Annotated in this window: 19 protein-coding genes and 1 tRNA gene; 9 read left to right on the plus strand and 11 right to left on the minus strand. The window is 68.9% G+C overall.

Annotation, left to right across the window (positions count from 1 at the left end):
• The first annotated feature begins 13 nt into the window (after positions 1-13).
• Together A5775_RS20915 and A5775_RS20920 are read left to right on the plus strand one after the other, a co-directional pair.
• A complete protein-coding gene (locus A5775_RS20915) occupies positions 14-1,318 on the plus strand; it encodes a pyridoxal phosphate-dependent aminotransferase (protein WP_067256617.1) in 1,305 nt (434 codons plus the stop codon).
• A 32-nt stretch (positions 1,319-1,350) separates the two neighbouring features.
• Positions 1,351-2,616: a YibE/F family protein gene (locus A5775_RS20920; protein ID WP_067256682.1), complete on the plus strand. Its 1,266-nt coding sequence runs from the start codon at positions 1,351-1,353 to the stop codon at positions 2,614-2,616.
• Here A5775_RS20920 and rfbA read toward each other — a convergent pair.
• From rfbA to A5775_RS20965, 9 genes are all read right to left on the minus strand, one after another.
• Complete coding sequence (gene rfbA / locus A5775_RS20925) at positions 2,558-3,433, minus strand: glucose-1-phosphate thymidylyltransferase RfbA (protein WP_067256619.1); 876 nt, start codon at positions 3,431-3,433, stop codon at positions 2,558-2,560. The genes A5775_RS20920 and rfbA overlap by 59 nt on opposite strands.
• A 23-nt stretch (positions 3,434-3,456) precedes the next feature.
• Positions 3,457-3,831: a nuclear transport factor 2 family protein gene (locus A5775_RS20930; protein ID WP_067256621.1), complete on the minus strand. Its 375-nt coding sequence runs from the start codon at positions 3,829-3,831 to the stop codon at positions 3,457-3,459.
• Between the two features lie 29 nt (positions 3,832-3,860).
• Positions 3,861-4,616, minus strand: coding sequence for a maleylpyruvate isomerase family mycothiol-dependent enzyme (locus tag A5775_RS20935; RefSeq protein ID WP_067256684.1), 756 nt, complete (start codon positions 4,614-4,616; stop codon positions 3,861-3,863).
• Between the two features lie 44 nt (positions 4,617-4,660).
• Positions 4,661-5,986, minus strand: a complete 1,326-nt coding sequence (locus A5775_RS20940) for a UDP-glucose/GDP-mannose dehydrogenase family protein (protein WP_067256624.1) — start codon at positions 5,984-5,986, stop codon at positions 4,661-4,663.
• A gap of 96 nt (positions 5,987-6,082) precedes the next feature.
• Entirely contained in the window at positions 6,083-7,498 is a 1,416-nt protein-coding gene (locus A5775_RS20945; RefSeq protein WP_231995235.1) for a hypothetical protein, read from the minus strand.
• A gap of 177 nt (positions 7,499-7,675) precedes the next feature.
• Entirely contained in the window at positions 7,676-8,776 is a 1,101-nt protein-coding gene (locus tag A5775_RS20950; protein ID WP_067256629.1) for a hypothetical protein, read from the minus strand.
• A gap of 147 nt (positions 8,777-8,923) precedes the next feature.
• Complete coding sequence (locus tag A5775_RS25740; protein ID WP_067256631.1) at positions 8,924-11,035, minus strand: hypothetical protein; 2,112 nt, start codon at positions 11,033-11,035, stop codon at positions 8,924-8,926.
• Positions 11,036-11,141: 106 nt separating this feature from the next.
• Positions 11,142-11,714 (minus strand): dCTP deaminase, encoded by a 573-nt coding sequence (gene dcd / locus A5775_RS20960; RefSeq protein WP_067256633.1) that lies wholly within the window; start codon positions 11,712-11,714, stop codon positions 11,142-11,144.
• Between the two features lie 29 nt (positions 11,715-11,743).
• Complete coding sequence (locus A5775_RS20965; protein ID WP_197512793.1) at positions 11,744-12,379, minus strand: hypothetical protein; 636 nt, start codon at positions 12,377-12,379, stop codon at positions 11,744-11,746.
• A 172-nt stretch (positions 12,380-12,551) separates the two neighbouring features.
• On the opposite strand from A5775_RS20965, the gene A5775_RS20970 reads away from it, so the two are divergent.
• The 3 genes from A5775_RS20970 to A5775_RS20980 all read left to right on the plus strand — a co-directional run bounded on the left by A5775_RS20970 (position 12,552) and on the right by A5775_RS20980 (position 15,117).
• Positions 12,552-12,625 (plus strand) — tRNA-Gly (locus A5775_RS20970).
• Between the two features lie 285 nt (positions 12,626-12,910).
• Positions 12,911-14,047, plus strand: coding sequence for an LLM class flavin-dependent oxidoreductase (locus A5775_RS20975; RefSeq protein WP_067256639.1), 1,137 nt, complete (start codon positions 12,911-12,913; stop codon positions 14,045-14,047).
• A gap of 254 nt (positions 14,048-14,301) precedes the next feature.
• Entirely contained in the window at positions 14,302-15,117 is an 816-nt protein-coding gene (locus A5775_RS20980; protein ID WP_067256640.1) for a L,D-transpeptidase, read from the plus strand.
• Between the two features lie 184 nt (positions 15,118-15,301).
• Here the strand turns inward: A5775_RS20980 and A5775_RS20985 are convergent, their stop codons facing one another.
• A complete protein-coding gene (locus A5775_RS20985) occupies positions 15,302-15,802 on the minus strand; it encodes a hypothetical protein (RefSeq protein ID WP_197512795.1) in 501 nt (166 codons plus the stop codon).
• A 462-nt stretch (positions 15,803-16,264) separates the two neighbouring features.
• On the opposite strand from A5775_RS20985, the gene A5775_RS20990 reads away from it, so the two are divergent.
• From A5775_RS20990 to A5775_RS21005, 4 genes are all read left to right on the plus strand, one after another.
• Complete coding sequence (locus A5775_RS20990) at positions 16,265-16,603, plus strand: DUF732 domain-containing protein (protein ID WP_067256642.1); 339 nt, start codon at positions 16,265-16,267, stop codon at positions 16,601-16,603.
• 180 nt (positions 16,604-16,783) lie between these two features.
• Positions 16,784-17,098, plus strand: coding sequence for a DUF732 domain-containing protein (locus tag A5775_RS20995; RefSeq protein ID WP_197512802.1), 315 nt, complete (start codon positions 16,784-16,786; stop codon positions 17,096-17,098).
• 44 nt (positions 17,099-17,142) lie between these two features.
• Complete coding sequence (locus tag A5775_RS21000; RefSeq protein WP_067256646.1) at positions 17,143-18,546, plus strand: mannitol dehydrogenase family protein; 1,404 nt, start codon at positions 17,143-17,145, stop codon at positions 18,544-18,546.
• Positions 18,543-19,979: an FGGY family carbohydrate kinase gene (locus A5775_RS21005; protein ID WP_067256648.1), complete on the plus strand. Its 1,437-nt coding sequence runs from the start codon at positions 18,543-18,545 to the stop codon at positions 19,977-19,979. The genes A5775_RS21000 and A5775_RS21005 overlap by 4 nt, the downstream gene beginning before the upstream one ends.
• On the opposite strand, the gene A5775_RS21010 is transcribed toward A5775_RS21005, so the two are convergent.
• Positions 19,918-21,426, minus strand: coding sequence for a bifunctional phosphatase PAP2/diacylglycerol kinase family protein (locus A5775_RS21010; RefSeq protein ID WP_067256650.1), 1,509 nt, complete (start codon positions 21,424-21,426; stop codon positions 19,918-19,920). The genes A5775_RS21005 and A5775_RS21010 overlap by 62 nt on opposite strands.
• Positions 21,427-21,435 lie beyond the last annotated feature (9 nt).

A 21,435-nucleotide genomic window follows, 5' to 3' on the forward strand; every position in this document is an offset into this window, starting at 1 on the left:
TCAGCAAATTTCAGTGGACAGTGATGGCACCATTGGTGATGTGACCACCCACCAGCTGCCTCACCAGGTGCCACCACACCCGCCGGCGCATCACCGGCAGCAGCGTAGTTTCGCGCAGTCGTCGAAGCTTCAGGACGTCCTGTACGAGATCCGCGGACCGGTGCATCAGCAGGCCGCGCGGCTGGAGGCCGAAGGACACCGCATCCTCAAGCTCAACATCGGCAACCCGGCGCCGTTCGGCTTCGAGGCGCCCGACGTGATCATGCGCGACATGATCCAGGCCCTGCCGTACGCCCAGGGCTACTCCGACTCGCAGGGCATCCTGCCCGCGCGGCGGGCCGTGGTCACCCGCTACGAGTTGGTCGACGGATTCCCCCGCTTCGACGTCGACGACGTCTACCTGGGCAACGGGTGCTCCGAGCTGATCACGATGACGCTGCAGGCCCTGCTCGACAACGGCGACGAGGTGCTGATCCCGTCGCCCGACTACCCGCTGTGGACGGCGTCGACCTCACTGGCGGGCGGCACCCCGGTGCATTACCTGTGCGACGAGACGCAGGGCTGGCAGCCCGACATCGCCGACCTGGAGTCGAAGATCACCGACCGCACCAAGGCACTGGTCGTGATCAACCCGAACAATCCGACCGGCGCGGTCTACACCAGCGAAGTCCTCACCCAGATCGTCGAACTGGCGCGCAAGCACGAGCTGCTGCTGCTCGCCGACGAGATCTACGACAAGATCCTGTACGGCGACGCCACCCACATCAACCTGGCCTCGCTGGCGCCGGACATGCTGTGCCTGACCTTCAACGGCCTGTCGAAGGCCTACCGGGTGGCCGGTTATCGGGCCGGCTGGCTGGCGATCACCGGGCCCAAGGACCACGCCAGCAGCTTCATCGAGGGGATCAACCTGCTGGCCAACATGCGGCTGTGCCCCAATGTCCCGGCACAGCATGCGATCCAGGTCGCCCTGGGCGGCTACCAGAGCATCGACGACCTGGTCCTGCCCGGCGGCCGGCTGCTCGAGCAGCGCGACGTCGCCTGGACCAAGCTCAACGAGATTCCGGGGGTGTCCTGCGTCAAGCCGGACGGTGCGCTCTACGCCTTCCCGCGACTGGACCCCGAGGTCTACGACATCGACGACGACGAGCAGCTCGTCCTCGACCTGCTGCTGCAGGAGAAGATTCTGGTCACCCAGGGCACCGGCTTCAATTGGCCCGCACCGGATCACCTGCGCATCGTGACCCTACCGTGGGCCCGCGATCTGGCGGCCGCGATCGAGCGGCTGGGCAACTTCCTCGTCGGCTATCGCCAGTAAGCGTCCAGGAAACCGCCTCTACGGTGGAGCGGGTGACGCACTCCCACTCGCACAGCATGCCGCCGGGTCCGTCGGGCGTTGATCCGTTGCCCGCCAGGATCGTTGTCGGGCTGCTGGTCGCGATCGGCGTGGCCGTGGCCGTCGGCGCGATACTGCTGTGGCCCAGTCGGCAGCGCGTCGACATTCCGATGCCACTGCAGAGCGCGTCCGGCGGCGCCGTGAGCACGCAGGCCGGGCACGTGCTTTCCAGCGGGCTGGGCGACTGCGGCAGCCCGTCGGTCAGTCAGGTCCTCACCGGCCCCCCGGAGCCCGCCGCACCGGGCGCCGGACGCTGCGTGTTGACCCAGGTCGCCATCGATTCGGGGCCGAACGCGGGGGCCAACACGCTGCTGGAGTCCTCCCCCGGCCCCGGCCAGCCGAAATTCGCGGTGGGCGACCACATTCGGGTCGTGCGCCAGGTCGACGATCAGGGCGCCACCAGCTACGCGTTCTACGACTTCGAACGGGGCTGGGCGCTGGGCGGTTTGGCGATCGCGTTCGCGGTGGTGATCGTGGCCGTGGCGCGCTGGCGCGGGCTGCTCGCGCTGGTGGGCATCGTGGTCGCCTTCGTGGTGCTGGTCCTGTTCCTGCTGCCGGCGTTGCGCGACGGGGCGCCCGCGGTCCCGGTGGCGCTGGTGGCGTCGGCGGCGATCCTCTACGCGGTCATCTACCTGGCCCATGGGGTCAGCCTGCGGACCAGCGCCGCGCTGCTGGGCACCCTGTCGGCACTGCTGCTTGCCGCCGGATTATCTTGGGCGGCAATAGAACTCGCGCACCTGACCGGACTATCGGATGAACAGAACACCACCGTCAGCGCGTACCTGGGCAATGTGTCGATCGGCGGACTGCTGCTGGCCGGCTTCATCATCGGGTCGCTGGGCGTGCTCAACGATGTCACGGTGACCCAATCCTCGACGGTGTTCGAGCTGGCCCGCCTCGGCGGCTCGCGGCGGGCGATCTTTTTGGGCGCCATCCGGGTGGGTCGCGATCACATCGCCAGCACGGTCTACACGCTGGTGCTGGCCTATGCCGGGAGTTCGCTGCCGCTGCTATTGCTGTTCAGCGTCGCCAACCGCTCGTTGACGGACGTGCTGACCGGCGAGAGCGTGGCCATCGAGATCGCCCGCTCGGCGGTGGGTGGGATGGCGTTGGCGCTGTCGGTTCCGCTGACGACGGCGATCGCGGCGGCGCTGGCCAAGCCTAGTGAAACCGGCTCCGCTCCAACAGATTCAGCAAATAGGAGCCATACCCGGACTTGAGCAGGCTGTGCGCCCGGTCAGCCAGCTGCTGGTCGGTGATCCAGCCCCGCTGCCACGCCACCTCCTCGGGCACGCTGACCTTGAGGCCTTGCCGCCGTTCCAGCGTGCGGACGAAGTCGCTGGCGTCCAGCAGCGAGTCGAAGGTGCCGGTGTCCAGCCAGGCCGTTCCGCGGGCCATCACCTCCACCGAGAGCCGGCCCCGGTTGAGATAGATCTGGTTGACCTCGGTGATCTCGTATTCGCCGCGCGCCGATTTCTTGAGGCCCTTGGCGATTTCGATCACGTCGTTGTCATAGAAGTACAGTCCCGGAACCGCGTAGTTGGATTTCGGTGTCTGGGGTTTCTCTTCCAGGGACAGCGCCCGGCCGTCGTCGCTGAATTCGACCACACCGTACGCCGACGGGTTGGCCACCCAGTAGGCGAAAACCGCTCCCCCGGTGATGGTTTGGAATCGGCTCAAGCTGGTGCCCAGCCCGGGGCCGTAGAAGATGTTGTCTCCCAACACCAGAGCCACCGACTCGTTGCCGATGTGGTCGGCACCGAGGACGAACGCCTGGGCCAGACCGTCGGGCCGGTCCTGCGTCACGTAGGTGATGTTGACGCCGAACTGCGAGCCGTCGCCCAGGAGTCGCTGAAATCCGGGCGCGTCATGGGGGGTGGTGATCACCAGGATGTCGCGAATTCCGGCCATCATCAGGGTGGACAGCGGGTAGTAGACCATCGGCTTGTCGTAGACCGGCAACAACTGCTTGCTGATGCCCGTGGTGATCGGATGCAGGCGGGTGCCCGACCCGCCGGCCAAGATGATTCCGCGCATGAATAGCTCCTACTGCCTGGGTCCTAGTCGACGGCGTCGGATTCGGTGAGCTCGGTGGCCGCCAGCGCCGACGCCAGGCTGTCGTGCCGGAATACGGAGGTGACGTGGTCGTGGACCACCCGGAACGTCAGCGCGGGGTTGGTGGCGGCCGCCGGATCGCCGGAGCCGCTGGGCTTTTGTTCGACGGCCACGACGCCGTCGTGCACATACATTCGGCCGAGCTCGGTGGCCGACCGGTGCGAGGCGGCCCAGGTGCGCAGCGCCTCGTGGCCCTGCGCTGCTCCGTGCGCGTCACCCATCTCGATGTCGTCGCTGGACAAGGACGCCAAGGTATCGATGTCCGCGGCGTTGAGGGCGTCGTGCCATGCCAGAACGGTGGCGATCTCCGATGTGGTCATGGTGTGCAAATTACCGTGCGGCCCCGCGGCTAGAGGGGCGTACGGTCCAACCAGCGTTCCCACACGGCTTCGTCGCCGAACAGTGCGACGCCCGTGTCGGCGAGCGGCCGCCTGCGCAGCATTGCCAGCAGCAGCTCCGTGGCGCCACCCCGCAACGCGGCGCTGCCCTTGCCGTGCTCGTGCGACCAGGTGATCCGCCTCTGGTCGACGGCGGCCGTCCACTCGCCGGCGTCGCCGAGGCCGGGATCGGTGGCGTGCAGGTGCAGGGTGGTGCCGTCCTCGAGCGGCAGCGGCGCATCCCGGCTGCCCGCCTGGATCGCGATCCACTCCAGCCATTCGCTGATGCCGTCGGCCGCGACGTCGGGTTCGAGGGTGAAATCGACGCCCAGCGCGATCGCGGCGTCGGCCCGATGCACGGTCACCTCGTGCAGCCGGCGCCGGATCCACCAGTTCGCCGGGCGCGGCCCGAGGAACGTCCAGACCGGCGTCTCGACCCCGGTGAGCTCCACGGCGTCGACCAGCCGCCGAGCGCCGCCCTGGAGCCAGGAGATCGCGTCGGCGGGATCGGGCGGCGGCTTGCCGCCGTCCACCGTGCGGGGGTCGACGTAGTCCTCGAGCCGATCGCGCACGATCTGGGCCGCCCAGCGGTCCCCCCGGCCGACGTGGCGGAACAGTTGCCGCAGCGTCCACTCCGGGCAGGTGGGCACCGGCGTGGACTCGTCGACCCCGTCGAACAGCTCCGCGAAAGCCCGGTTCTCGTCGAGGAATGCGCCGGCATAGTCCACGCCGGTCAGGCTACTCGCCGGGGTTTTGGGCCCGCCCGCCGTCACTACGGTCGCGGCGCGCCGAGCCGATACACCCGCCAGCCGGCCCGCTGCCAGCGGGCGACGTCCAGGCAGTTGCGGCCGTCGACGATGACGCGGGCCCGCACCCCGCCGGCCAGATCGTCGGGGTCGAGCTCGACGAATTGCCGCCACTCGGTGAGCACCAGCACGGCATCGGCGCGCTCGCAGGCCTCTTCGACCGAGACCGCATAGTTCAGCGTCGGGAACAGCCGCTGCGCGTTGTCCAGGGCCTTGGGGTCATAGACGTTGACCGCGGCGCCGTTGAGCTGTAGCTGCCCCGCGACGTTGAGCGCGGGTGAGTCGCGGACATCGTCGGATTCGGGTTTGAACGCCGCGCCGAGCACCGCGACGTTGGCGCCCAGCAGTGAACCGCCGCATGCCGCGCTGGCCAGTTCCACCATCCTGGTGCGGCGGCGCATGTTGATGCTGTCCACCTCGCGCAGGAACGTCAGCGCTTGGTCGGCTCCCAGCTCCCCGGCGCGCGCCATGAACGCGCGGATGTCCTTGGGCAGGCAGCCGCCGCCGAAACCCAAGCCGGCGTTGAGGAATTGGCGCCCGATCCGGGAATCGTATCCGAGCGCATCGGCCAGCAGGCTGACGTCGGCCCCGGCGGCCTCGCATACCTCGGAAATGGCGTTGATGAACGAAATCTTGGTCGCCAGAAAGGCATTGGCGGAAACCTTGACCAGCTCCGCGGTTTGCAGATCTGTCACGAGGAACGGCACCCGCGCGTCCAGCAGCGGCCCGTACAGCTCACGCACCGCGGCCTCGGCGCGCACCGAATCCTGCTGGACCCCAAGCACAATGCGGTCCGGACACAGTGTGTCCTGCACGGCGTAGCCTTCACGCAGAAACTCCGGATTCCAGGCGATTTCGACGTCGACGCCCCGCGGCGCCAGCGCGGCGGCGCGCTGGGTCAACTCGGCCGCGGTGCCCACCGGAACCGTCGATTTGCCGACCAGCACCGCCGACGTCGTCAGCCGCGGCACCAACTCGTCGATGACGGCGTAGACGTGGCGTAGATCGGCGCCGTATTCGCCCTTCTTCTGCGGTGTGCCCACGCCCAGGAAGTGCAGGTCGGCGAAGTCAGCGGCCGCGTCGTAGTCGGTGGTGAACCGCAGGCGCCCCCCAGACAGGTTCTCGTTCAACAGCTTTCGCAGGCCAGGCTCGTAAAAAGGGATGTCACCCCCGGCGAGCTTGGCCACCTTGCCCGGGTCGATGTCGATCCCGAGGACGTCGTGTCCCAGTGCCGCCATCCCCACCGCGTGGGTGGCGCCGAGGTATCCCGTGCCGAACACGGTGCATCGCATACCACTGGTGTAAGCGGCCCCGATGAGCTGACTGCATCGCCGGGCTAAGCGGGAGGCAAACGGCAGATGACGGGTGGCCGCCGCTGCCCCCGCGTATTAAATCCCGGGGATGCCCGGAATGTTGATGTGCGGGCCACCGCCGCCGAATCCGCCGCGGCCATGGCCGCCGCCGAAGCCGCCGCGCGGCCCGCCGGGGAAGCCGCCGCCGTCGTGGTCCCCGTGGCCTCCACCGCGGCCGGGTCCCCAGCCGCCGCCGGGCGGTCCACCGATGCCGGGCGGTCCACCGATGCCGGGTATCGGCAGCGGGATCGGCACCGGGACGGGTGCCACCTGCGGCGGTGCGGGTGGCGGGGCCGCCGGAACCGGGATCGGCGCCGGCGCCGGGGCCGCTGGGGCGGGAGCCTCTGGAGCGGGCGCCGGGGCCGGTGCCTTCGGCGCGGGCGCGGGAGCCGCGGGGGCCTGCACGGGAGCCGGAGCCGCGGGCGCCGGAGCGGGCCGGGTGGGCGCGACGACGACGTTCTCGTTCGGACTGGGCCGCACGTTGGCCGTCGGACGGATGGCGATGGCCAGTGACACGACCAGCGCCACCACGCCGATGACGAAGACGGCCGCCACCGCGCTGCCCACCAACTTGAACGAGCTGCGGCCGCGATAGTCCGCGCCGACGAGCTCGGTGGCGGCGGTCTGCGTTCCCGTATAGAACTCGTCGGGGTCGTCGGGCACGGCGCTGTACGCCAGGGCATCCGCGCCGGCGTCCTCGGGAGCATCGAAGTAGCCGGGTGCCACGGCGAGCGGGTTGATCGCCCCGGTGCCCGGGTCCTGCGCGTACGCCAGCGCGGCGGTGGACGACGCGAACAGCGGGGCATGCGCCGACGCCAGGGCCGCGCCGCGGGCCAGCGCCGTCTCCGGCTCCTCGGCCGCCGTCAACGGAAGGGTCGTCGCCGCCTCCAGCGCGGGCTTGATCAGCGGGACGTCGATGCCGGAGCCGACGACGAACACCGCGTCCGGCCGGCTTTCCATATTCTCCGCGCCGGAGACCATCCGAGTCAGCTCGGCCACCGCCGCCTCGTCATCGTCGGGGAGGACTTGGCGCCGGACGTCGGCGATGGATCCGTCGGCGCTGTCGACGATCGCGAGCGTCGCGGTGTCGGGCTCGATGTACAGCAGCGCGGTCTGCGCGTAGTTGGTCCGGTGGCCGACGGCCTGGGCCAGCGCGGCCGCGGCCAGGAAGGCCGAGACCAGCATCACATTTTCGACCTTGTGGGCGGCGAGCTTGTCGCGCAGCGCGGCCGCCTCGACCGGGTCGGTGAACGTGACTCCGGTCGACGCCAGTTGGTAGCCGCCCTCTGCTGCGCCCTGACGCGTCCCCAAGATGGCAGAGACTACCTGGTCGGAGGCGGTGACAGTTGCTGCATCAGCGGCCGTCGTGACGTCGAAATTGTCTTCATCGACAGTGGCACCGTCGCCGTTTTCCCCCTCGACCAGCACCATCCGGACTGCGGTCGGGGCCATCGACACACCAAGTACGGTGTCCAAAGCTCCTCCAATAGTCGGTTGCTAGCCATTCACGGTGAGGGCGTCGTCGTCGCTAGAAATGATGGCGTGCGACATCGCTGAGTCCCCACCGTTATTCCCCTAGTGCCCCGATTTTACGCGTGATCGGCGGTCGGGGGGTGGGCCGGGACCGGGCTAAGGGGCCGGGATTCCGGGGTCCAAGTGGCGTTGCAGCCAGTCGTCCCAGTGTTCGTGGTCGCCGGATTGCGGTGACGGCGCAGCAGGCGACGGCGGTGCTGCGGGCGTCTCCGCCGCGGAGGCCGAGGGCGGCGGCGGCCCCGGCGGGCCGGCGTTCGGGGGCGGCGGATTCTCCGGAGCGACGACGTTGGTGCTGACGTCCGGTGGCTGGTCCACGTGCGGGCGGCTGCCGAAGACCAGTGCCAGCGACAACGCCACGAAGCCGGTGACAAAAATGGCCATCACGCCGACGACCGTGGCCACCGACTTTCGGCTGTGCCGGTCGCGCGACGGGGTGCTGCGCGCTTCGGGGTCGTGGGCGTACCCGGCCGCCGCGGTCGAGGAAATCCGCGCGGAAGGCATCGTGATCGTCCGCGGCGCACCCAACCGCGCGTTCGCCGCGGCCAGCGAGGCGCCTCGGGCCAGCGCCATCTCGGGTTCCTCGGGAGTGGTCACCGAGAGCGACGTCGCAGCCTCGAGCGTTGGCATGATCAACGGGATGTCCACGTCCGGGCCGACCAGGACCACTCCCTCGGGTTGCGCCCTCATCGATTCGGCGCCCGAGACCATCGCGGTCAGCTTCGCCAGCGCGACGTCGTCGCGGCCGGGCAGTGGGTGCCGATGCACGTCGGTGACCGTCCCGTCGGACGTGTCGACGATCGCCAGGGTCGCGCTGGTGGGCTCGACGAGCAGCAACGCGGTGCGGGCCCAATTGGTCGCGCTGCCCATCGCCTGCGCCAGCGCCGCGGCGGCCATCACCGCCGAGACCAGCATCACGTTCTCAATTCTGCGGGCCGCCAACACATCTCGCAGGGCCGCCGCCTTGGCTGGGTCGGTCCAGCTCACCCCGCTCGACTTGAGCTGGTAGCCGCCCTGTGCCGCGCTGTCGCGGGTGCCGAGAATGGCCGCGACGATGTGATTGGCGGCGGCAGCCGGGGTCGGGTTGCCGACGACGTCGAAGCCGTCCTGATCGACGGTCACCCCGCCGGCGGCCGCACCTTCGACCAGCACCATGCGGACTGTCTCAGGTGCCATCGACACGCCGAGTACGACTTCCACCGCTCCTCCAAATGTCCAACGCGTGGTTGCCGTGCTGTGCCAGGACAGCTGCGCTGGCACCGCATGGGGGCTTCGCGACGCCACCCTAGCGTGCTGCGTTGCCGGTGCCCGTGGCCGCTTGCTGCAGGGAGGTTCGGCAAATCGAGACTATTTGTGGCCGCCGCCGCCGCCGTGGCCGCCGCCAAAGCCGCCGCCGCCGTGGCCGCCGCCGAAGCCTCCGCCGGTGTGGCCGCCGCCAAAGCCACCACCGCTGTGGCCGCCGCCAAAGCCGCCCAAGCCACCGCCGCTGTGCCCGCCGCCGAAGCCTCCGCCGCCGCTAGGTGCCGGAGCGTGGCCGCCGCCAAATCCGCCGCCACTATGACCGCCGCCGAAGCCGCCTCCGGGAGCAGGAGCGTGGCCACCGCCAAGCCCGCCGCCGGGGGCAGAAGCGTGCCCGCCGCCAAGTCCGCCCGGACCGCCCCCACCAGGCTTCGGTACATGACCGCCACCCGAACCCGGTGTCGGAACGTGCCCACCACCCGAACCCGGCGTCGGAACGTGGCCGCCACCCGAGCCACCGGAACCCGGCGTGGGCACGTGGCCACCACCCGAGCCACCGGAACCCGGCGTGGGCACGTGGCCACCACCAGAGCCACCAGAACCGGGAGTCGGAACGTGGCCACCACCAGAGCCACCCGAGCCAGGCGTCGGAACATGCCCACCACCAGAGCCACCCGAGCCAGGCGTCGGAACATGCCCACCACCTGAGCCACCCGTGCCACCGGAACCGGGAGTGGGAACGTGGCCGCCGCCGGAGTTGCCCGGAGCGCTCGGCTTGGGCGGGGTGCCTTCACCGGGAGACGTTTGGTGCGGCGGCGACTGCGGAACCGTGCCGCCCACCTTCGGGGGCGTCGGCGGCTGAGGAATGTGTGCCGGCGGTTGGGGCAGCACCGGTTGAGGGACCGGAACTCGCGGCGGGGCCTCGAACAGCGGCGGCCTCACAACGGGATTCGGGATCGGGATGCGGACCGGCACCGGAACCGGAACCGGGGGAACGACAACGGGAACCGGAATCACCGGCGGGGCCGCGGGAAGGGGAGGGGCCGCCGGCGGCGGAACCGCCGGCAGCGGCGCGGCGACCGGGGGGTTCAACGGTTTCGGCGCGGCCACCGGGGCCGGCAGGCTGATCTTCGGCTCCGGTACGGACGCCTGCACCGGTACCGGGGCCTGCTCGGTGGGAACGATCAGGTGTTGGTTCGGGGTCGGCTGCAAAGCGACGGTTCCCGTCGTGCGGATGCCGATCGCCAACGCGATCTCGAGCGCCAGCACCGCGCTGATGCCGGCTACCGCCAACCCGCTACCGACCAGCAAGGCCGGCCGCCGCTGCGGCTGACTCGCTTCGGGAAGGAACAGCCGTTCGATGACAACGGTCGGCGAGTCGGCATCCTCATCCCCCACCGCGCTGTAGGCGAGCTCGTCGTCACCGGCGGCCTGCGGACCGAAGGGAACATAGAGGTATTCGGGCAGGGAGTGCTGGTCGACCGCGCCGGTACCGGGGTCTTGCGCATAGGCCAGCGCAGCGGTTGAGGAGGCAAACAGCGGGGCGTTCGCCGACGCCAGTGCGGCCCCGCGGGCCAGCGCCATGTCCGGCTCCTCGGCCACACTCACGTCGAGGCATGTCGTCGACTGCAAGACCGACGTCAACGGCGCGACATCGATGCCCGAGCCGACGACGAACAGCCCGCCCGGTAGTGATTCCAGCTTCTGCAGCCCGGCGACCATCGCGCCGAGTTGCTCGGCGGCGGCGCCGTAGGATTCGGCGCGGATCTGCTGCTTGTAAACATCCGGGATGGAACCGTCGGAGGTCTCGACGACGGCCAACGTCGCGGTGTCGGGCTCCACCAACAGCACGGCGGTGCGTTCGTACCCCATTGCGCCGCCGACGTTTTGCGCCAGCGCCGCCGCCGCAAGAAACGCCGAGACCAGCATCACATTGTCGAGCCGGTGAGCGGTCAGCGCGTCGCGCAAGGCGGCCGCTTCGAGTTGATCGGTCCACGTCACCCCGATGGATGACAACTCGAGGCCGGCATCGGCCGCGCCCTCGCGGGTGCCCAAAATCGCCGAGATCACGCGGTCGGGCGCGCTCGCGGTCGCTGCGCCATCGGCGGCGGTGACGTCGATCGCGTCCTCTTCCACCGTGGCGCCGTCGGCGTATTCGCCTTGCACGACAACCATTTGGATCGACGACGGTGCCATCGACACCCCGAGCACGATATCCAATACAACCCCTCCAAAGGCATTGCACGCTAAACCACGGCCAGGCGGAGGTAAAAACTACGGCTACCTAAGTATCGCGCAGAACGGGGGCGAGCGGGCCCCACAGAACCTATGTAGACGATATGAAGTTCTGATAGGAGCGCGAGGGTGTGGGCCCTCGCTGGCCCTGGTACTTCGACCCCACTCGCGAACTGCCGTAAGGATGTTCGGCCGGGCTGGTCAGCCGCAGGATACACAGCTGACCGATCTTCATGCCCGGCCACAGCGTGATCGGCAGGTTCGCGACGTTGGACAGCTCGAGGGTGATGTGACCGCTGAACCCGGGATCGATGAACCCGGCGGTCGAGTGCGTCAGCAGGCCGAGGCGGCCCAGCGACGACTTGCCCTCCAGCCGTCCCGCGAGGTCCTCGGGCAAGGTGATGAGCTCCAGCGTCGAGCCCAGCACGAACTCGCCGGGATGCAGCACGAACGGCTCCCCCTCGGCGGGTTCGACCAAGGTGGTCAGCTCGTCCTGTTGCTTCGCCGGGTCGATGTGGGTGTAGCGGGTGTTGTTGAACACCCGGAACATGCAGTCAAGGCGAACGTCGATGCTGGACGGCTGCACCAGGGCGTCGTCGAACGGGTCGATGCCCAACCGGCCGGCGGTGATTTCAGCCCTGAGGTCGCGATCGGAGAGCAACACGCGACGAGCCTATCTGCTGCTGAACGGGCTCAGCGGAGATAGACCTCCCCGCCGGTCGGATATCCGCCCCCGAGTGTCGTGACGTGGACATGGTCGTAATGGCCGAGCCGGCTGGCTTGCGATCCGCCCGGCGTGTAGTAGACGCCCCGCCAGATCGCATCCTGGATCCCGAACCGCGCGGCGTTCTGCATCACGTAGGCGACGATCGCGTTGCCCAGAGCGATGCCCTCGGCGCTGCCGGGGTCGGGAATCATGACATCAAGCGCCAACCCCCGGGGATGCCAGGGCAGCGGATCCGGCCGCACCCCACCGATCTCGTGGATCTGGGGGAACTCCGCGCTGATGCTGCGCTCGACCAAGATCGTCCGGACCTGTAGCCCCTGCTCCGCCGCAAGGCCGACCGGCAAGAAACGCGATTGTCTGTGGTAGCGCGATGCGGCGGTGGGCTGGCCGTCATCGAGTCCTTTAGCGGGCCGCTTCGCCGCGGCTGTCACGATTTGCACGCAACAGGGGGCGACGTCGCTGATAACGGGTTTTGGCGCCGGCTGGGCAGCCAATGGATGAACGTCTCCGGAGACCGCGAAGAACACCGCCGCGGGGGCGAGCACCGCTGCCAGGGCCACTGATGGCTTACGCCGCTTCCTGGCTAATTCGTGCCGACCCACCCGGAGCACATTACGTTGCGATAACGAAATAATAAATATCAGCGTTATGAGAATAGTTAGATAGGCGTCTTAGATTTCGCGTGCGCGCTCTTAATCGGGAGGTAGGCAGAGGTCAGGCCCCCGCGCGGGTGAGCGCGCCTGCCGCTGGATGCTAGCCTGCTGAGGCGACCGTGCCGATGTAGTTCAATGGCAGAACATCAGCTTCCCAAGCTGAATACGCGGGTTCGATTCCCGTCATCGGCTCCACGTCTCACCACCGGCAACGCTTTCCACATGCTGGGCAGCGCGGCCCGGGCACCGAATCTCTTCCTTGCTCGAGGCGACGCCACGGCGATTGGCGTGTCATGCGCAGTCTGGCCACAGAACCGCGCGCGATGGCTAGTCCCGTTTGCTCGGCCCTACATAGCGTTGGCGGCGTGATACGGCACCCACGGCGCGGCTGCCCATGCCGGCGCTAGGGCCACGACCGCTGTTAAGTCTCAACGCTGGCAACCATGCGGTCTTCCGTCGCGTTAACCGGGGGGTGAGGCAGTGAAGTTCGGTGTCGTCGAAGCGCCACTGCATAGCCGGTTCGGGCCGACGGCGGCGGCCGAAATGGGTTATCGGACTGCGAAGCTGACCGGTGCTGATTCGTACTGGCTGCCCGACCATCTCAATGCCTTTTTGCCGCGAGCGGTGATGACGCCGAAGTACAGCGGGATAGCCCGACTGGCGCCCGATGCGGACGCATTCCTGGAGCCGTGGACGACGCTCGGGCACCTCGCCGGCCGGCATCGTTTCAACCGGATGCGACTGGGCACCTGCGTGACCGACACCGGCCGCCGGAATCCGGCCGTGACGGCGCAGGCCGCGGCGACGCTGCACCTGATGACCCGGGGCCGCGCGGTCCTCGGGATCGGAACCGGGGAACGCGAAGGCAACGAGCCATACGGGGTGGACTGGTCCAAGCCGGTGGCCAGATTCGAGGAGGGGCTGGCGACGATCCGTGCGCTGTGGAACTCCAACGGGCAGTTGGTGAATCGAGATTCGGAATGGTTCCCCCTGCGCAACGCGATTTTCACCTTGCCTCCCGTGAAAGGCAAACGGCCGCAGATCTGGGTGGCCTCGCACGGACCGCGGATGTTGCGGGCGACGGGTCGCTACGCCGACGGGTGGTTCCCAGTGGCGATCGTTAACCCCGAACGGTACGCAATCGGGTTGGAACAGGTTCGGGCGGCCGCCGACGACGCCAACCGGGATCCGTACTCCATCGTCGCCGCGATCACGCAGTTCGTCGTGACCGGGCGCAGTACGGCCGAGGTCGACGACGCCTTGGAGTCAGTGCCCGCCCGCACGTATGCCCTCCTTCTCCCGGATGTGGAATGGGCCGAGCATGGCGCCCGTCATCCGATGGGAGAGGGATGCACCGGCTATCAGGACATCCTGCCGCAGCTACTCGACGAGGCGACGACGCTCGCCCACATCGATGCGGTACCGCGGGCTTTGATGCGCCGATGCCTACTCAGCGGAACACCCGACGAGGTCCTCGATCAGCTCGCCACCTACCGCGATCATGGTGTCCGGTATCCCACACTGCTCAACATGAGCACCATCCAGCCCAAACTCAGCCGCGGGCTGTCCAGCGCATTGCCCTTCATGAAGATCCTCCGCGGAATCGCGAGGTTGTGAGAGCACCAAACCTGGATTGGTCCAATGGGTTTGCACGGTTGTCGAGGCCGCCGCCCCCGCGAACGGTCGTTAGCTGGTTGCCCACCATGGAGAACTTCGCAGACACGGTGCGGCGATCAGCATTGAACGAAACCCGCCGTAGCCAAAACGTGACCGAGGCGTGCCCAAATATCCACGTGCCGTTGCGCTTCCGCAGGTCAGCAGCCATTTATCATCCCTATTGCAACGATGTCAGTTAAAAGGGAATTGAGGCCATGCGGACAGGTGTTCGGTGTGTTGTTGCGGTCGTCGGGGTTACTGCCGGTGTGGTCGTGGCGCCGGCCGGTGTGAGCCTGGCGTCGGCCCACCTGTCGCAGGGGCCTGCCATCGCGTCGGTTTCGCCGACGCGCGGCGAGGTGGTGGGTGTGGCGCACCCCGTGGTGGTGACGTTCGGCGCGCCCGTAACCACCTCAGCCGACCGGCGCGCGGCCGAGCGTGCCGTCAAGGTCAAGTCGACCCCCGCGATGACCGGCAAGTTCGAATGGCTCGACAACAAGGTTGTGCAGTGGGTGCCCGATCGATACTGGCCGGCGCACAGCACCATTGCGCTGACGGTGGGCCAGGCGACCTCGGAGATCACAACGGGTCCCGCGGTCATCGGGGTGGCCAGCGTCTCGCAGCACACGTTCACCGTGAGCATCGACGGAGTCGAGGCGGGACCGCCGACTCAACTCCCGGCGCCGCACCATCGGCCGCACTTCGGGGAGCAGGGCGTGATGCCGGCTTCGCTGGGCAGGCCGGAATACGCGACACCGGTCGGCTCGTACACCGTGCTCTCCAAAGAGCCCGCGGTGACCATGGATTCGAGCAGCGTCGGCATCCCCGTCGACGATCCCAACGGCTACCTGCTCACGGTCAATCACGCCGTCCGCATCACCAGCCGCGGCCTGTTCGTGCATTCGGCCCCCTGGGCCGTCCCCTCACTGGGACTCGAGAACGTCAGCCATGGCTGCATCAGCCTGAGCCCCGATGACGCCGAGTGGTACTACAACCACGTCAACGTCGGCGACCCGGTGATCGTGCAGGACTAGCAGCGGCCAATCTTCACGAAGCTCGAAGCTCCGCACCCACATGCAGGACGGGTGCGGAGCTTCGATTGTGTTGGGGCACACGCTTTTCATCGCGCTGCCGTTTGAGCTCGCCCACTCGCGCAACGGAATGGGCCCGCTGGTAGGAAAACCAGCGGGCCCGCCCGACACGGAAAGAGCGTTGACGTCAGCTCGACGGTCCGGGCCGAACCGGCTCACCGGGGACCGGCCCGCCGGCGGGCGCCGGACCGGTCGGCGCGTCCTTCACCCCAGACATGTCGATGATCGGGGCGGCGGCCTCCAGCGGAGCTCCAGCCGCCACCGGCCCGCCCAGGGCAATCAGGGGCGCCCCAGCGGGCACCACCGGCACCGGAGGCACTATCGGCACGGGCGGCGCAAGGGGCAGCGGAGGCACGATGGGCACCGGGGCACCGAGCGGCACCGGCCCGGGCACGGCCATGGGCACACCGGACATGTCAGTGAGCGGCGCCGCGCACATGTCCGCCGGTGCGCCCGCGGCCACGGGGCCTCCGGCGGCCGGCGCCGCATCGCCCGCTTGCCCCTGGATGCACGCGTGGCCGCCCGTAATCAGCGGGGCGGCCGCCGCGCCGGGGCTCAACGCTATAGCTGCTCCGCACAACCCAGCGCCGGCAACTACCTTCATGTTGAACCGATCGACGATCGCCATCAGCTTCAACTCTCCTTTATTCACGCTCAGCTATTTCCGCAGTCAATCAGTGCAGCAGGCCCGCCTAGCCGTACCGAGGCCGTCTTTTCACGACCGGGCCAATTGTCAGCAGCCGACACGCGACACAAGCCACGCCGCACCGCGCCGTTTCCAAATGGTGACGTCACAACGGTGTCACGGATCGGAAGTTTGCCAGAAGACATTCCTGAGCTGCGCCAATAGTCCTGGGCGCAGCGCCCCGCGCGGCGGGTCGTGCCGGCACGCCGTCCGGGCGATAGCGGGCTCCGGGTCGGCGGCCCCGTCGGCGTCCCCCGTCGCGCCAGCGCCCGACTTCAAATCCCGCGGACTTTATTTTTCCGCAGGTCATTCACAGCGAAAATTGGGTGCACAAATCTTGTCCAGGAGGTTACATAGAGGTGAACACCGTGAGAGCAACCGATGACAGACGAAGGGGAAGGGCTTATGTCACGACGTCGTCTAGCTGCCGGTTTCATCGCCTCGGCGCTGTTCGGTGCCCCGCTTCTCGCCGGCCTCGTCTGGGCCAGCCCCGCGCAGGCCGACGCGGCCAGCTTTCTCAATGACATGCACAAGGATGGGATCCACGCCGTAACCGGCGGCGACGCGGCGCTGTTGGAGGCGGGCCTGAACATCTGCCAGCAAATATCGTGGGGTGCCCCGCCCGCGCAGCTCGAGGGCTTGGCGCTGCAGCGTTCTAGCGAACGGCAGGGCAATGGTGGGCTCAGTCCGCAACAGGCCGGCGACATCGTCGTCTACGCCGTCCGTGACCTGTGCCCGAGCTAGTCACGCTGATCTGAGTTCCCGCGCGCCGCGCGGCGGCGTCGGCTAGTCTTTGCCGACCGTCCATCCTCCGAATTTTCTGCACGGCCGATGATGCGCTTGTGTGTAAAGGTGCATCATCTGCATCGGGGGCAGACACGGGGAGAAGGTTGGATGGAGGCACGCGGGCTGGACGCCCGGTTCATGGGCGCGGCGCTGACGGTTGGTCCACTTCTGTTCGCCGGGGTCATCTGGGCCGGACCGGCGCGAGCCGACGAGGCGGCCTTTCTCGACGACCTGCACAACGCCGGCATTCACGCCGTCGATGGCGGCGACGACGCGCTGTTGCAGATGGGCGCGGAAGTATGCCAGCAGCTTTCCTGGGGGGCTTCTCCCCAGCAGCTGGAGGCGCTGGCGCTGCAACGCTCCGACGCCGACCAGGGCACCGGCGGGATCAACGGTCGACAGGCCGCCGACGTGGTGATCTTCGCGTTGCGCGATCTGTGTCCAAACGCCTAGCGCTGAGCTAGCCGCGGCGGACTCCGCGCTAAGGTGACACTCGAGTGAAGCTGAACGCACGGAACCTGAGCGGTCTCGACATTCCCGTCCCGACCTATGACCGCAGCCAAATCGGCATCGGCATAGCGCATTTCGGTGTGGGTGGATTTCACCGCGCCCACCAGGCCATGTACATCGATCGCCTGCTCAACGCCGGGCTCGCCCAGGACTGGGGTATCTGCGGTGTCGGCGTGCTGCCGGGTGACCAGCAGATGCGCGACGCGATGCGCGGCCAGGATCACCTGTACACGCTGATCCTCGAACACCCCGACGGCACCCGAGAACCCCGAATCATCGGATCCATCGTCGACTTCCGTTATGCGCCTGAGGATCCCGAATCGGTCATCGAGCTGCTCGCCGATCCGGCCACCCGGATCATCTCGCTCACCATCACCGAGGGCGGTTACCAGCCGCCCATGAGCGCCGTGTTCGGACTGGTGGCGCAGGCGTGCGACCGGCGCCGGGCGCGCGGCCTGGCCTCCCCGACCATCGTGTCGTGCGACAACATCATCGGGAACGGAGACGTGGCGCGGCGCGCCTTTACGTCCTACGCGGAGCAGATCAATCCCGAACTCGCGCACTGGATGCGCGAGAAGACGAGCTTCCCCAACTCGATGGTGGACCGGATCACGCCGGTGACCACACCCGACGTGGTGGAGCGGCTGGACTCCGAATACGGCGTGCGCGACGACCGGCCCGTGGTGGCCGAACCGTTCGCCATGTGGGCGATCGAGGACGACTTCGCCGCCGGGCGGCCACCCCTGGACCGGGCCGGCGTCCAGCTCGTCGACGACGTCGCGCCGTACGAGGCGATGAAGCTGCGCCTGCTCAATGCCGGCCATCAGGGCCTGTGCTATTTCGCGCATTTGGCCGGGTATCGGCTGGTGCACCAGGCCGCCCAGGATCCGGTGATCGCCGAATTCCTTGCCCGCTACCTGGATTCGGAGGCCATGCCGACACTGATACGCATCCCGGGCCTGGCCGAGTTCCGCAGCGAACTCCTCCCCCGCTTCGCCAACGCCTACGTGCGCGACACAGTCGCCCGGCTGTGCGCCGACTCCTCGGACCGCATCCCGAAATGGCTGCTGCCCGTCGTGCATGACAATCTGCGCACCGGCGGTCCGGTGCGGCTGTCCGCGGCGATCGTCGCGAGCTGGGCCCGGTACGCCGAGGGTGTCGACGAACAGGGCCGACCGATCGAGGTGGTGGACCGGCTGGCGGACACGCTGGTTCCCATCGCCCGCTCCCAATCCGACAAGCCGGACGCGTTTCTGGCCAACCGTTCGCTATTCGGTGACCTCGTCGACGCGCCGCGCTTCCGCGAGGCCTACCTGTGGGCGCTGGACTGCCTGCACCGGCGCGGCGCGCAGGCCACCTTGCGGGCGCTGATCGGAGCCGACGAACCATGACGTTGGTCGCCGGGATCGACTCCTCGACCCAATCCTGCAAGGTGCTGGTGTGTGACGCCGCCACCGGAGAGGTGGTCCGCGAGGGCCAGGCCGTCCACCCGACCGGTACCGAAATCTCCCCAACCGCATGGGAATCTGCCACACACGACGCCATCGCGGCCGCGGGTGGGCTGGACGGCGTCGACGCTCTGGCCGTCGGCGCGCAGCAGCACGGCATGGTGTGCCTGGACCGGACCGGTCGGGTGGTGCGCCCGGCGCTGCTGTGGAACGACGTGCGCTCGGCCGACGCCGCGCAGGCACTCGTGCGCGAGCTGGGTGGAGCGCGGGCGTGGGCCCACGCCGTGGGCGTGGTGCCGCTGGCCGCGATCACCGTGGCGAAGTTGCGCTGGCTCGCCGACCACGAGCCACGCCACGCGGACCGCACCGCGGCGGTCTGCCTTCCCCACGACTGGCTGACGTGGCGGCTACGCGGCGACGCCGACATCGCGGCGTTGACCACCGATCGCAGCGACGCCAGCGGCACCGGCTACTACGACGCCGCGGCAGGCGACTACCGCGTCGATCTGCTGGAGCTGGCCCTGCGCGGACGCCACCCGCACCTCCCTACCGTCCTGAGCCCGTCGGGCGGCATCGCCAGTGGCGCAACGACGTTCGGTGCGGGCCTCGGGGACAACGCCGCCGCGGCGCTGGGCCTGGGGGCCGAAGAGGGCGACGTGATCGTCTCGATCGGCACATCGGGGGTGGTGGCCGCCGTCACCGCCGATCCGGTCCGCGACGACGCCGGGTTCGTCGCCGGATTCGCCGACGGCACCGGGCGCTACCTGCCGCTGGTGTGCACCCTCAACGGCGCGCGGGTACTCGACGCGGCCGCCGCCATGCTGCGAGTCGGCCACGACGAGCTGTCCCGGCTCGCGCTGTCGGCACCGCCGGGCAGCGACGGACTGGTCATGGTCCCTTACCTCGAGGGCGAGCGAAGCCCTAACCGGCCCAATGCAACTGGAGCCTTGCACGGCCTGCGGGTCTCCAACGCGACCTCGGCCAACCTGGCCAGGGCCGCGGTGGAGGGACTGCTGTGCTCGCTCGCCGACGGCGTCGCACATCTGGCCGCACACGGCGTCGTCGCGCGCCGCATCCTGCTGGTCGGCGGCGGCGCGCAATCCAGGGCGCTGCGCGAGATAGCGCCCGCGGTGTTCGGCATGCCGGTGCTGGCGCCCGCCCCGGCGCAGTACGTCGCGGCGGGCGCGGCGCGGCAGGCGGCGTGGGCGCTGAGCGGCTCGCCGCAACCACCCGCGTGGAATCCGCCACCGGTGGACGAATACACCGCCGCCCCCTCACCCGAGGTGGCGGCGCGCTACGCGCAGGTGCGCGACCTCACCGAGGGGGCCCCACACCGGCAAGCGGACGAAACACCGGAAGAATCCGGTATTTCGTAATGAAGCTGGCGTCGTCGTAGCGGTTGCCGACCTCGCCGTCGCGGGCAACGGCCGTGGGGCCGTCGACGGCGTTGAAGCTGAATTCGGGCACCTGCAACTCGTGGTAGAGCGGGCTGCGTTCGAGCCGGCCCAGCGCCAGCGCGGTCAGAATCCGGGTCCTGGCCCACGGCCGGCCCGCTTCCAGGATCCGGACGTCGATGAGCCCGTCATCCATGCGGATCCGCCGCGACGGCGCGAAGCCGGTGGGCAGGTACAGCGAATTACCAAGGAAGAACAGCGAAGTCAGCAGGGTCTTGTTGTCGTAGCGGATGCGCACCGGCTCTTCTTTGCGCAGCGTGCGCAGCATCGCGTAGAGGCCGGCCAGGGGCTTGCCGACGCGTTTCTCGAGTTTTTCGCGCCGCCGCACGAAGGCCGGGTAGGCGCCGATGCTGGCGGTGTTGAGGACCATCTGAGCGTCGTTGAGGCACACCAGGTCCACGTACGCCACGCTGCCGCTCCGGATCGCGTCGACCGTCTTGGCCACGGTGTCGCAGCCGATGTCCTTGGCGAAGTGGTTGAACGTGCCGGCGGGAAAGACCGCCAACGGGAGCCCGGCGTCGATGGCCACCCCCGCGGCGGCCGCCACGGTGCCGTCGCCGCCGCCCACCGCCAGCACCTCGGCGCCGGCGGCCGCGCCGCGCAAGACCTCCACCGGGTCGTCGTCGGGACCCAGTTCGCGGATGTCGACCCTCGGCAGCTCGGCGCGCACCTCGTCGACGACGCGAGCTCCGGTGCCGCTGCCCGACTCCGGGTTGATGACCAGGACCACCCCGGCGCCGTCGGGCCGCTGCGGTGCCGCGACGCGCAGCGGTTCAGTTCGCGGAAGGGCCGTTTCGACGATCGGCGGGACCAGCCGGCCGCCCAGCACCGCCAGGCCGGAGCCGATCCCGAACCCGGCGATGACGTCGCCCGGGTAGTGCGCGCCGGTCGCCACCCGCGACAGACCCACCAGCCCGGCCAGCAGCGCCAGCCCGAAGCCCAGCGGCGGGTTCTCCAAACCCACCCCGACGGCGAACGCGGCGGCGCTGGCGGAGTGTCCCGACGGCAGGGAATTCGACGTCGGCCGGCGGCGAACCTGCCTGATCAAGGGCACCAAGTCGTAGCCGGGGCGCGGGCGCCGCCGGATGCGCTTGGCGAACTGGTTGGTGACCAAGCTGGTGGCGGCCAGCGTCACCACCCCGCGGGTGGCGCCGCGCTGCGCGCTTTGCCTGCCGGTGGCGAGCAGGGCGGCGCCGATGGCCAACCACAGCTTGGAATGGTCGGCCGCCCGCGTCAGCGGCGGCATGACCGCGTCCAGCAGCGGAGTGTCCGTCTCGGCGATCGCGTCGAACAGTTCTCGATCCAGCGTGCCCAGTCCTCGGGTGATCTGTCTGATGCCGCGCGCGCGTCGCCAGGGCCGCCTCTTCATTCGCTCCAC

This window comes from Mycobacterium sp. 852002-10029_SCH5224772 (assembly GCF_001667315.1).
Classification (GTDB): domain Bacteria; phylum Actinomycetota; class Actinomycetes; order Mycobacteriales; family Mycobacteriaceae; genus Mycobacterium.

Coding starts and splice junctions, on each gene's coding strand:
- rfbA (WP_067256619.1), bottom strand. CDS start 3,433: ATGCGCGGAATCATCTTGGCCGGCGGGTCGGGCACCCGCCTGCATCCG.
- A5775_RS20930 (WP_067256621.1), bottom strand. CDS start 3,831: ATGACCACATCGGAGATCGCCACCGTTCTGGCATGGCACGACGCCCTC.
- A5775_RS20940 (WP_067256624.1), bottom strand. CDS start 5,986: ATGCGATGCACCGTGTTCGGCACGGGATACCTCGGCGCCACCCACGCG.
- A5775_RS20945 (WP_231995235.1), bottom strand. CDS start 7,498: ATGGCCCCGACCGCAGTCCGGATGGTGCTGGTCGAGGGGGAAAACGGC.
- A5775_RS20980 (WP_067256640.1), top strand. CDS start 14,302: ATGCGGACAGGTGTTCGGTGTGTTGTTGCGGTCGTCGGGGTTACTGCC.
- A5775_RS20985 (WP_197512795.1), bottom strand. CDS start 15,802: ATGGCGATCGTCGATCGGTTCAACATGAAGGTAGTTGCCGGCGCTGGG.
- A5775_RS20990 (WP_067256642.1), top strand. CDS start 16,265: ATGTCACGACGTCGTCTAGCTGCCGGTTTCATCGCCTCGGCGCTGTTC.
- A5775_RS20995 (WP_197512802.1), top strand. CDS start 16,784: ATGGGCGCGGCGCTGACGGTTGGTCCACTTCTGTTCGCCGGGGTCATC.
- A5775_RS21005 (WP_067256648.1), top strand. CDS start 18,543: ATGACGTTGGTCGCCGGGATCGACTCCTCGACCCAATCCTGCAAGGTG.
- A5775_RS21010 (WP_067256650.1), bottom strand. CDS start 21,426: ATGAAGAGGCGGCCCTGGCGACGCGCGCGCGGCATCAGACAGATCACC.